This is a genomic window from Hyphomicrobiales bacterium, assembly GCA_039973685.1.
Taxonomy (GTDB): Bacteria; Pseudomonadota; Alphaproteobacteria; order Rhizobiales; family JACESI01; genus JACESI01.
In genome coordinates this window covers 1-12044 of sequence record JBDWKL010000030.1, presented here as the reverse complement: position 1 = coordinate 12044, position 12044 = coordinate 1, and the positions used below count along the sequence as shown (strand labels likewise).

Below are 12044 nucleotides of genomic sequence, written 5' to 3'. Positions count from 1 at the left end.
GTTTTATCTCGCGCCCCTTTATTAAAATTCGAAGAGGAGGCTGGCCATGTCCGGTTCCCTGAACCAAACTGCGGTCTCCCCGACAGGCGGCAATGCATTTATCCGTGTCAGCAACGGCCTGTCATCCCTGTGCGGGATTGTATCAGCCAGCATGATTTTGATTGCTGTGATCATTACCTGCCAGATGATTTTCGTGCGCTTTGTTTTGAACCTATCAACGATTTGGCAAACTGAAGCCGTGGTCTATCTCATGGTCTCAGCGACCTTGATTGGTCTGCCCTATGTGCAGCGCCATCGGGGGCATGTGAATGTGGATTTGCTTCCCCTTATGTTGAACCAGAAGCTAAGGCGATTTTTGGCGTTTGTCGTGCTGATTGCGTCCATTGTCGTCATTTGCATCATGTTGTTTTACGGCTTTGAACAATGGTACGTGGCTTTCAAAAAAGGCTGGACCTCGGACACGGTTTGGGGCGTGCGCCTTTGGATACCCTACCTTGCTTTGCCAGTAGGTTTTGGGCTTTTCTTGCTCCAGCTCATTGCAGATTTGGTGTCTATAATGATGGGTTACGAAAAACCCTTCGGCCTTGAGGAGAAACAATAATGGATCCTCTCATTCTCGGCGGTTTTGTCGCGTTAGCTACCATCTTAGTTTTATTCTCAGGCATCTCAGTTGCCAATGGGTTGCTTGTGGTTGCCGCTTGTTTCTTGCTCGCCTTTGATGGAATGCGTTCGCTTGAATTGATGCCTGAAATCTTCTTCGGTAAACTCGATAACTTCGCGCTTCTATCCATTCCAATGTTCATCATCATGGGCGCCTCCATTGCCTCAACACGGGCGGGTGGTGATCTTTATGAAGCGTTGGAGCGGTGGCTCACGCGTGTGCCCGGTGGGTTGGTGATTTCCAATCTTGGTGCCTGCGCACTGTTTGCTGCCATGTCTGGTTCGTCACCTGCAACATGTGCGGCTATCGGTAAAATGGGCATTCCTGAAATGCGCAAACGCGGCTACCCAGACGGCGTTGCATCGGGTGCCATTGCGGCGGGGGGTACGCTTGGTATTTTGATCCCGCCATCGGTGACCATGATCGTCTACGGCATCGCGACAGAGACCTCAATTGGCCGCTTGTTCATTGCGGGCGTCGTGCCGGGTTTGGTGCTTGTTGGCTTGTTCATGGCGTGGTCGATTTATGACACGTGGAAAAACGGATCAGAAGAGGCGCTGGCTGTTCGCAACTATACTTGGAAAGAACGATTTGAAATCCTCCCGCGCGTCCTGCCATTTCTCTTCATCATTATGGGCGTGCTTTATGCCATGTATGGCGGCATTGCGACGCCATCAGAAACGGCTGCAGTTGGCGCGATCCTTTGCATGGTGATTGCCATGGTGATCTACAAAATGTGGAGCCCAATGGCGATTTGGACGGTGTTGCGCGATTCCACCCGTGAGAGTGTGATGATTTTATTCATCATCGCAGCAGCGGGCGTGTTCTCCTACATGCTCTCTAGCCTCTCGATCACGCAATCAATCGCAACATCAATCGGCACGCTGGATGTTAATCCGTGGGTCTTGATGCTGGCAATCAACGTGTTCCTTTTGGTCGCAGGTTTCTTCCTGCCACCCGTTGCAGTGATCTTGATGGCCGCACCGATATTGCTGCCGATTGTAACAGGGGCGGGGTTTGATCCTTACTGGTTTGCAGTGGTGCTGACGATTAATATGGAAATCGGCCTCATTACCCCACCGGTGGGCTTGAACCTTTATGTCATTAACGGTATTGCGCCAGATATACCGCTTAAAACCATTCTTTGGGGTTCCATGCCGTTTGTTGCGTGCATGGTGATCGCGATTATCTTGTTGTGCTTGTTCCCATGGTTGGCAACTGGCTTACCAGATATGTTGATGGGGCCGGGGGTATGAGGATAGATAAATTTTCCACTCCTTCAACCTTCGCTTATTCAATGAGGGCGTGCAGGCTTGGTTAGGTAGGCAGTATGACCAATCATCTTTTTGACGGGCTTTTGAGCAATAAACAAAGTGACGCTTTGCTGGCGCGTATGCCGGATGGGCGACGCTATAGCTATGGCACGGCTTTGGAAGTCTCCGCTCGCTTTGCCAATGTTCTTGTGGCGTGTGGTGTGAAGGCTGGCGACCGTGTTGCCGTGCAAGTGCCAAAGTCGATTGAAGCTGCCATGCTTTATCTGGCTTGTGTTCGTGTGGGAGCAGTCTTTTTACCACTCAATACAGCTTACACGGCGGATGAAGTTGAATACTTTTTGTCAGACGCGGAGCCGTCATTGTTCATCTGTGATCCGAACAAGCGTGATGCATTTGATCAAATAGTAAGTAGCCGTAACATCGCAATTGAAACACTCGGCGTTTTAACGACGGATGGAAAAAGCGCTGGTTCCTTTAATGATAAATCATTGGTGGCTGAAACCACATTTGAAAATGCTGAATGTGGTGCAGATAGCCTAGCAGCTATCCTCTACACCTCTGGCACGACAGGCCGCTCTAAGGGCGCGATGATGAGCCATGACAATTTGCTTTCAAACGCGAAGTCATTGGTCGAACTTTGGCAGTTCTCGTCAAGCGATGTTCTGCTCCATGCCTTACCAATTTTTCACACACACGGCTTGTTCGTCGCGATCAATGTGACGTTGTTGGCGGGATCATCCATGTTGTTTTTGCCCGCTTTCAACAATGATGAGGTGATTGCGCAATTGCCTGATGCGACCGCGATGATGGGCGTGCCGACTTTTTATACCAGACTGCTTGGTGATGACCGTTTTACGAAAGAATTGGTTGAGCACATGCGGCTGTTCATCTCAGGCAGTGCACCACTGCTTGCCGAAACGCACCAGTCGTTTGAGCGCCTAACGGGGCAGCGTATTTTGGAACGCTACGGCATGACGGAAACCAATATGATCACCTCTAACCCTTATGACGGTGAGCGGAAAGCAGGCACGGTTGGCTTTGCACTCCCGCGTGTGGAGATGCAGGTTTGTGATCCTGAGAGCGGTCAAAAAGTTGACGATGGCGAAATTGGCAGCATTGAGCTTAGAGGCCCGAATGTCTTTTCAGGCTATTGGAAAATGCCAGAAAAAACGGCAGAAGAATTCCGTGCCGATGGCTTCTTCATCACAGGTGACCTCGGCGTGGTTGATGAAGATGGTTATTTGAAAATCGTCGGTCGAAACAAAGACCTCATCATTTCTGGTGGCTACAATATTTATCCAAAAGAGATTGAGCTGTTGCTTGATGAGCAAGAGGGTGTGTTGGAATCTGCCGTGATCGGTGTGCCGCATCCAGATTTTGGCGAAGGTGTTTTTGGCCTGCTGGTTGCTAAAGACGGAGCTTTGGATTGTGATGCTATCTTAGCAGCAATCAGCACGAAGATCGCACGGTTTAAACAACCTAAAACATTGGTTGTCGTTGATGAACTCCCGCGCAATACGATGGGTAAAGTTCAGAAGAACGTACTGCGTGAGCAATACAAGCACACGTTCTCATCAAACAAGTAAACGCTTAGGTGCAGCGTTAATGCACCTAAGCTTTCGTTGTGTCTTTAGCTCTAAGACTGTGATTTCTCAAACAGCTCTTTGCCAAGTTTGTTGACGCCTGCAAGGTCGACTTTCCCTGTTCCCAATAACGGAATAGCATCCACGCTATAGACCGTTTTCGGGATCATGATGTCGGCCACACCGCGCGATTTTGCGAAGGTGGAAAGCTCCTTCATATCGACATCTTTGTCTTCCGATAAGATCACCACTTGCTCGCCTTTTTTGTCATGGGGCAAGGCAACGGCTGCGACAATCATTTCTGGCCAGCATTCACCAACCAAGGCTTCGACGGCTGCGAGAGAAACCATCTCACCGCCAATTTTCGCGAACCGTTTTGCGCGGCCTTTAATGGTGATGTATCCAGCGTCATCAATGGTCACGATGTCGCCTGTATCATGCCAACCGTCTTCTGGTGGTTGGATGATGTTTGGAAGGTCAACTTTGAGATAGCCCTTCATGACGTTCGGGCCAGAGACATGCAATCTGCCGCCTTCATCAACACCTGGCACGTCTTCAAGCTTCGCGGTCATGCCGGGCATAAGCTTGCCGACGGAACCGGGTAGATTGGCCATCGGTGTGTTGATGGAAAGAACGGGCGCGGTTTCTGTCGTGCCGTAGCCTTCCAGCACCCGCAGGCCAAACTTCTCGTTCCACGTTCTACGTGTTTCAGGGCGCACACGCTCGGCTCCTGCAAAGACATAACGCAGGGAATAAAAGTCATATGCGTGCGCCATTCTTGCGTAGCCAGACAAGAAAGTATCTGTACCAAACATGATCGTCGCATTGCTGTCATAGGCAATCTCAGGAACAATCCTGTAGTGCAACGGTGAAGGATAAAGAAACGATTTAACGCCTGACAGAAGCGGTAAAAGTGTGCCTGCTGTTAAGCCGAATGAGTGGAACATCGGTAGGGCATTGAGCACCGTATCGCTGGTTGAAAAATCAATCATCGAGGTGACTTGATAGCGGTTTGCTTGAATGTTGCGATGACTTAGCACCACACCTTTTGGCAAGCCTTCTGAGCCTGACGTAAACAGGATGACAGCTGGGTCGTCAGCCTTCGTTGCCGCACCGCCTGACAGGCGTAACGCAATCGACGGGAAGGTTGCTTGGAGCAAGGCTTTCATTTTGGCCGTACTCGTTATTTTGCCGCGCAAGTCTTCCAGATAAACTACAGTTGCTTGTTCTTCGATAGCCTCAACCAGCGCTTCAAGTTTGCCTTTTTCAACAAACCTTCGCGAGGTGAAAACGGTCTTTATGCTGGCAGCGGTGAGGGCTGCTTGAATGCCTGCTCTGCCCGCTGTGAAGTTCAACATGGCTGGAACGCGGTTATAAGCGTGGCACCCAAAGAATGAGATCACGCAGGCGTTGGAATTTGGCAGGAGCAGGCCGATATTATCATTGGTCTGGCTATAGTCTGCCATGACCTTGCCAAGTGCGAAGGCGCCTGTGATGACGCGCTTATAACCAATTGGCGTGCGCTCAATATCTTCAAGCACTTTCATTTTGCCATAGGTCTTTTTGGCCGTGATGAGGGACGCGAAGAGCGTGGTATCAATCGGGCTTGTATCAAAAACCATTGCTGTCATGACACTGTGTAGACTTGCTGCAGCAGCAGCGCGTTTGCCGCGTGCTGTTAGGTGTTCTGGCAAATCCAAAACCTGTTTCTCAAGCACAGTGACTGTGATTTTTGGAAACCATTTGGTTGGCAGTTTTTTACTCATATAAGAGAGCTTAGAAAACTGCGCGCCCTCAATACGAATAGGGATGAGGGGAGCATCTGCTTTGCTCGCAATCATGGCTGGCCCCGCATAAATCTTCATCAAAGCGCCTGTAACGGTAAGGCGTCCTTCTGGGAAAATGATGAGGCGGCGTTTTTCATCGCGAACGATTTGCACCATTTTGCGCACAGACAAGGGGCTGGTTGGGTCAACTGGAATGAGATCGAACAACCAGAATGCAGGGCGCACCCACCATGCTTTTGCAATATTGGTATTCACCGCAAAAGCTGGTCTGCCTGGAAGTAAGCAACCCATCAACACAGCATCGAGATAAGAGGTGTGGTTCGCCACGACGACGGCGGGTTCATTGGGGTCGCCGTAAGCGCTCAAGTTCTTTACGCGGGCAGAGAAGAGCAAACGCAGAACTGCAGCAAGTGCCACCTTTAAAGAATCGGCTGGCATCATGCGGAAGAGATAGATGGTAATGCCCACATTGATGATCGCAAGAATAAGGAGCAGGCCTGCAAAACTAACGCTAAGCGCCATGATGGCAGACGCCGTTAGCGCAAGCGCAATCATGATAAATGAGTTTAAGATATTGCTGCCAGCAATCGCACGTGAGCGGGTTTCTTCTTTGGTGTTCGCTTGGAAGATTGCATAAAGCGGGACGGTGAATACACCGCCGAAGGCTGCAATGGCGATCATATCAATGATAATGCGTGACCCGTGCCAAGTGGTGAGTAGCGTTCCAAGGCTTTGGTCAGTTAGGCCTGCGGGATAAGCTTTGATTGAAAAACATAAGTCGGCCAAGAATATCGCCATCCCAAGAACGCCGAATGGCACATGTCTCGCGGAAATTTCTCCATCGAGCAATTTTGAAACCAAGGCTGTGCCAAGGCCGATGCCAATAACAAAAGCGCCGATTAGTCCATTTGCTGCATTGGCAGAAAGCCCAAGATCTTCTTTGGCAACGATTGGGAAGATGCTGATGACCACAAGACCAATCGCCCAAAACCATGCAATGCCGATGGCTGACCGTGTTAGGCGGATGTTTTTAAGAACTTCTTTTACTGCTGTCACCGATGTTGCAATAGGTGCGAGCGGTACCGCTTGTTCTTTGTTGAAAGAAGGAATGGCAGGCAGCATTCTTGAAATGAGATAACTCGTGATAGACGCGATTAGAAGGAGAACAACAAGCGCTGGGGTTAGGTCATTACCAGCAAGAAAACCACCTGTTAGAAGCCCTGCTAGGATGGCGACAAAGGTTGAACTTTCAAACAAGGCATTGGCGCCCACGAGCTGCTCTTTTTTAAGAACTTGTGGCAATGTTGAATATTTAGCAGGCCCGAAAAATGCAGATTGTGTAGAATATAAAAACATACAAATCAGCATGAAAAAGCCTGAACCCACATAGAGCGAAATGCCAGCTAGTGCGGCAAGAACAATCTCGGCCAGTCTTGTTTTTTGAATGATGTCTGCTTTGTCACAACGATCAGAAATATCGCCGGATATGCCTGAAAATAAGACAAACGGCAGGATATACATAATCGCGCCGAGCATTAAGGCGAAGTCTGGGGGGAAGCCCAATAGGTCAAGCCCTTTAAACGCGACAAGAAACGAGAAAGCGCTCTTTAAAGCATTATCTGTAAACGCGCCGATGAACTGCACGAGAAACAGTGGGAAGAATGTTTTGTCTTTGAAAAGTTCGTTCTTGAAGAAAGACATTATGTTGACCTTAGCTCGTTGAGTAGAAAAAACGGGTTACGTGAAAGAAGATAGGGGCCGCAAAAACGACGGAATCGAGACGATCCAAAAAGCCTCCGTGCCCCCTTATCGTGTGTCCCCAATCTTTGACACCGCAATCACGTTTGATGGCAGACATAACCAGACCGCCAAGAAAACCCATCACTGTAATGACGATTGAGATTAGGCCAGCTTGCCATGGGTTAAAAGGGGTAATCCAGAAAAGGGCGGCGCCGACCAAGGAAGCAGACGCTACCCCGCCAAAAAAGCCAACCCATGTTTTGGATGGAGATAGGGAGGGGGCGATTAGTTTTTTGCCGAATAATTTGCCCCAGACATATTGCATGACATCGCTTAGTTGAACCACCAGCAGCAAGAAGACGATCAGCATGACTGTGCGTTCTCCAAAGCCGGGTATGGTGAGGTTTAAGAGGGCAGGCACGTGGGATAGGCAGAAGACGCAAATCATCAAGGCCCATTGTACTTTCGCAACCCGTTCGAAAAACCGTGTCGTATCACCGCGCAAAGCGGCGATGACTGGCAAGAGGAGGAAGCAATAAACCGGAACGAAAATCGAGTAGACGCCGTAATAGCTGATGCCAATCAGCCAATATTGTAGGGGTAGCGCGACAAAGAACATCAAGATCAGCGACCAGTGATCGCCTTTTCTGGTGTCGGATAGGGTGAGAAATTCCCTGAGCGCCATGAAGGAGCAAATCGCAAAAAACACAATTGTAGCAGTGCGCCCTAAAAGGCAGACAAAAACCAAAAGGCCAATCATCACCCACCACGAGTTGATCCGGTCTTGGAGATTTTCGAGCGTTTTGTGGTCAATCTGTTTTGCGAATGTTTTCAGCAAAAATGAGACAATAGATGCCGTCATTAAAAGGCCGAAGATGCCAACGAACAACCACGTAAGTTCTGGTCGTGCAGACATGGTTTCTGCAAGGGCGTTGGTGGATGCGGGAGTATCGCTCATGCGTTCCCCCGATCTTCGCCTGATAGATCGGCTAATCTGTTACTTGCGCGTTCAAGATAGGCTTGTTTGTCTTCGTCATTTAAAGGAACGGCAGCGCCGAAATGGATTTTGCATAAAAGCGGTACTGGAATGAATTCGCCCTTTGGCATGACGCGGTTTAGATTGTCGATCCATACGGGTACGAAGTCGGCTTTGATACCGCGCTCTTCGAGGGTTCGCGCTAGGTGGAATAAGCCTGTTTTAAACGGCAGTAATTTCTCCTCACCCATATTGCGCGTGCCTTCGGGGAAAATGATGAGGGAATTTCCTTGAGCGACGGCGTCAGCCATTTTCTCGACAGGGTCTACTGTTCGCTCAGTCGAGTTGCGTTCCACCAAAAGGGCATTGAATACATCTTCGCCGATGAATTTTCGAATAGGGGACTTGTTCCAGTAGTCCGCACCAGCGACAGGACGGGTCATAGCGCGAAGCTTTTGCGGTAGTACCGACCACAACAAAACGAAGTCACCATGGGAGCGATGGTTTGCGAAATAGACGCAGGGGCGAGCAAAACCTTGTTGCTCATCGTCATGATGATGAAAAGCGCGCGCGCCGGTGATTAATTGCGATCCTTGGCGAATGGCAAATTCTGTAATGGGTGCAGCAAGGCGGGTTGTTAAAAAGCTCATGCGCTTGCTCCTTTCACTTCTTGAAGGGCACCTTGAAGGCGCTTCACGCAAGTGACGATAAGAGCTAGAGCGAGGAGGGGTTGTAGCCAGAATAGAACGGGTGACAAGCCGTCAAAGGCCCAAGCGGCCAAGCCTAGTGCTCCAAAAAGAAAAGCGCGGTCACTCTTGCCCATCGGCCCGTCATAACGACGGCTTGCGCCAACGGCAACGCCCATCATCCCGATGAACTCAGTCAACCAAGACAGAAGCAATATTGCAATGATCCAAAAAGGCGAGAAAGGAGCGAGCAGGGCGAAGGGGGCAATCATAGCGGCGTCGGCGATGAGGTCGCAGATTTCGTTGAGGTATGCACCCAGCATTGATTGCTGATTGTGTTCCCGCGCCAACATGCCGTCAATTGCATTGAGTGCCATGCGGATGAATAAGACGACAGGAAGGAAAACTAACCAAGCAATTACATTACTCTTTAAACTAACGAAGAGGATGAAGCCGTAGAGCACTGAAAAGACGGCTGCAAAAATCGTCACCATATTGGCGGTAATACCTATCCGCGCAAGAACCTGCACGAAAGGTCGCAGCAATCCTTGAAAGGCGGGTTTTAATTGATAAATCGACAATTTATACCCCCTGTTGCGCAGTAATGATGCCGAATATGCCCGTATTCTCCATTTTTATTGATTGAATTTCAAATCCCGCATTGTTCAACCATTGAGTTATCAAGTCTTTATTGCGCAAGCGCATAGCCCAAGGGCGGCCTGTGTGGGTTTTTAGTGTGCGAGCGATGAATTCTAGTTGTGGGTGATCTGGCTGGATCGTGAGAATCAAAGTGCCATCTGGTTTCAGAACACGTTTGAGTTGTTTGAAATGGTGGCGAATGAGATCGTCGTCATCAATGATTTCATGCAAGCCAGACACGACAAGAACATCTTGCTCCTCCATTGTTTCTAAATCATGGGCGTTGAACGCATCTGCTTTTTCAATGCAGGGGGAGAGGTCTAGCGCTTGGGCATTCGCGCGTGTTTGTTGAATGTTGGCATCCGCGTAATCGCGCAAGGTTGCGTTGATTTTAACGCCGCTCACGTTTTTCATGGCGCGCAAAGCATATCGACCGCCACCACAGGCTAGATCTGCGAAATTTATTTGATCACGACGTGCACCATAGTGTTGCAATGTATCTTTGATTGTTTGTGCGAGGAGTTCACCGCGGTTTCTAATGCCAACCCATCCAATCGAATTGAGATATTGGCGGTCAATGAAACGGCCTAGAAATCCAACGCCTTGCGCTTTGTTTTCGTAAACGTGGTTGAGCATAACGCCACTATCAAATCCGTGCTTCTGCCCAATGGCAAGACCTTTGGAGAAGAGGGCGCCGAGGTTTAAGCCTGCGCGGACTGTTGCATAGTACCAAGCTTTTGGGGTCCAAAGGGGTAATGGTTTTTTTAGTTCAGAAAGTGAAGGAGACATTGCTTTTTCCTTAATATTATTGAACACTGTTCAAAATAATGTACACGCATTCTGAACGCTGTTCAATATCTTTTTTGAACGGCGTTCAAAATAAATCGTAAAGGCTTGAAATATCGATGAGAAAAACTGAACTTTCGCATGATGATTTGAAGAAAAAGGCCGTTTTAGAGGCTGAACGGCTTGCGCAAACAGGGGGCTTGGCGGCTGTTTCTATGCGTCCTGTGGCAAAGGCGGCGCAATGTTCTCCGGGTACTTTGTATAATGTGATTGGAGATTTGGACGAGTTGATTTTGCTGGTGAACGCCCGCACGACTGATGCCATCACCGAATGTTTGGAAGAGGCGGCGAAAAAATCGGAGGATCCCGTTCAACGTATTTATGACATGGCGGAAGCTTATGTAACGCTTGGTATGTCTGATGCGCGTTTGTGGTCTGTCTTGTTTGATTATGTCTATCCAGAAACACGCGAATTGCCTGAATGGTATAGCAAGGTGTTATCAATGCCGGTTGTGGTCATTCAGCAGGCGGTTGGTCCGGCCTTTAAAACTGAAGAACAATGCACACGTTTTGTCGCGGAAATTTGGGTGTCACTGCATGGCGTGCTCACCTTGGCGATGAAGGGTAAGCTGGTTTATTTAAGCGATAAGACGGTTGAAGGCTTCGTCAAAGATTTGATCACAACCCATCTCAATGCCCATGGTTGCCTTTAGTTAGCTGCGGAGTTTTTCAAAGTCGGGGTCATAAGGGGAAGAGGGGATCACTGTTGCTTTCACAAGGTCGCCACATAAGTCCAATTCCATCTCACATCCGTGTTCCGCGAATGCTGCATCAATGAAGGCATAGGCAAGGTTCATGTTAACGCGGTGACCCCAATCGCCTGAGGTGATGGTGCCGACTACGTTACTATTCACTATCAAAGAACCGCCGCCGTGGGCAGGGGCATGGGTTGTGTCAATTTGCAGAGTGACAAGGCGCTTCGCTGGCTTCTTTGAAACGCGTTTTGTTAACGCCTGTTTGCCGATAAAATCGCCTTTATCCATTTTCACGAAACGACCCAAGCCTGTCTCAAAGGGATCGAACTCTGTGAGGAGATCGGATTTCCAATGGAGGAACCCTTTTTCCATCCGCATGGATTCAACAGCCCGTGCTCCGAAGAGCTTCATACCGTGCGCTTTTCCCGCCCCACGCAAGGCGCGGTAAGCTGCATATAGCGAGGCGTTTGGAATGTGGATTTCATAAGCCAGCTCGCCTGAAAAGCTGACAGCCATAACGGTGGCAGGGGCAAAATCGATGAAGCATTCGCGAACACTCAGCCAAGGGAAAGCTGCCTTCGACCAATCACCGCGCGCGCAATCAGACAATACACTGCGCGCCTTTGGTCCGGCGAGGATGAGGATGGTTTGATCATTGGTGAGGCTTCGAATGTGCACATCTTCATTACGGCGTACATGTGATTGCAGCCAGTCCATGTCGTGAAATTCACTGGCGGCAGCGGACCCGTACCAAACTCGATCTGGTCCTCTGTCGCTTGCTGGTAAATTGGCGATGGTTGCTTCGCCTTTTACCATGCCATGATGATTGAGCAGATAGCCGAGGCCTACGCGGTTGGTGCGCTTTGTCACTGTGCCGCAGATCATGCGATCAAGAAAGGCGTGGCGGTCTGTGCCTGTGATCTCAAAACGGTTGAAGCCACTCACCTCCGTCATGCCGACATTTTGCTGAATGTTCGCGATTTCCTGTTTCACCACATCAAATGCCTCATCAAAGTTGAAGCCGAGTGATGGGTGGAAGTCTTCAGTTGGTTTGATGTACTCAACCCGCTCCCATCCGTTGACCGTTGTGAAAGCGGCACCCTCAGCCTCTAGCACGGGGGTGAGGGGTGTGGTCTTAGCAAAGCGCCCAGCAGGGC

10 protein-coding genes are annotated in these 12044 nt (G+C 49.5%); 4 read left to right on the top strand and 6 right to left on the bottom strand.

What is annotated here, in order from left to right; translation table 11 throughout:
- Positions 1-46: 46 nt before the first annotated feature.
- The 3 genes from ABJO30_08745 to ABJO30_08735 all read left to right on the top strand — a co-directional run bounded on the left by ABJO30_08745 (position 47) and on the right by ABJO30_08735 (position 3521).
- The gene (locus ABJO30_08745) at positions 47-601 is read left to right on the top strand and encodes a TRAP transporter small permease (protein ID MEP3232900.1); all 555 of its coding nucleotides are present in this window, start codon (positions 47-49) and stop codon (positions 599-601) included.
- Positions 601-1917, top strand: coding sequence for a TRAP transporter large permease (locus ABJO30_08740; protein ID MEP3232899.1), 1317 nt, complete (start codon positions 601-603; stop codon positions 1915-1917). The genes ABJO30_08745 and ABJO30_08740 overlap by 1 nt, the downstream gene beginning before the upstream one ends.
- A gap of 74 nt (positions 1918-1991) precedes the next feature.
- Positions 1992-3521, top strand: a complete 1530-nt coding sequence (locus ABJO30_08735) for a malonyl-CoA synthase (GenBank protein ID MEP3232898.1) — start codon at positions 1992-1994, stop codon at positions 3519-3521.
- A gap of 50 nt (positions 3522-3571) precedes the next feature.
- Here the strand turns inward: ABJO30_08735 and ABJO30_08730 are convergent, their stop codons facing one another.
- From ABJO30_08730 to ABJO30_08710, 5 genes are read right to left on the bottom strand one after another with little or no spacing between them, the layout of a single operon-like run.
- A complete protein-coding gene (locus tag ABJO30_08730; GenBank protein ID MEP3232897.1) occupies positions 3572-7006 on the bottom strand; it encodes an acyl-[ACP]--phospholipid O-acyltransferase in 3435 nt (1144 codons plus the stop codon).
- Positions 7007-7016: 10 nt separating this feature from the next.
- Positions 7017-8003, bottom strand: a complete 987-nt coding sequence (locus ABJO30_08725; GenBank protein MEP3232896.1) for a phosphatidate cytidylyltransferase — start codon at positions 8001-8003, stop codon at positions 7017-7019.
- The gene (locus tag ABJO30_08720; protein ID MEP3232895.1) at positions 8000-8671 is read right to left on the bottom strand and encodes a lysophospholipid acyltransferase family protein; all 672 of its coding nucleotides are present in this window, start codon (positions 8669-8671) and stop codon (positions 8000-8002) included. Before ABJO30_08720 ends, ABJO30_08725 begins: the two co-directional genes overlap by 4 nt.
- Positions 8668-9288, bottom strand: a complete 621-nt coding sequence (locus ABJO30_08715) for a CDP-alcohol phosphatidyltransferase family protein (GenBank protein ID MEP3232894.1) — start codon at positions 9286-9288, stop codon at positions 8668-8670. The genes ABJO30_08720 and ABJO30_08715 overlap by 4 nt, the downstream gene beginning before the upstream one ends.
- A 1-nt stretch (position 9289) precedes the next feature.
- Complete coding sequence (locus ABJO30_08710) at positions 9290-10135, bottom strand: class I SAM-dependent methyltransferase family protein (GenBank protein MEP3232893.1); 846 nt, start codon at positions 10133-10135, stop codon at positions 9290-9292.
- Positions 10136-10251: 116 nt separating this feature from the next.
- On the opposite strand from ABJO30_08710, the gene ABJO30_08705 reads away from it, so the two are divergent.
- The gene (locus ABJO30_08705; protein MEP3232892.1) at positions 10252-10845 is read left to right on the top strand and encodes a TetR/AcrR family transcriptional regulator; all 594 of its coding nucleotides are present in this window, start codon (positions 10252-10254) and stop codon (positions 10843-10845) included.
- Here the strand turns inward: ABJO30_08705 and ABJO30_08700 are convergent.
- The coding region (locus ABJO30_08700; GenBank protein MEP3232891.1) for an aminomethyltransferase family protein at positions 10846-12044 on the bottom strand (1199 nt) is incomplete at its 5' end.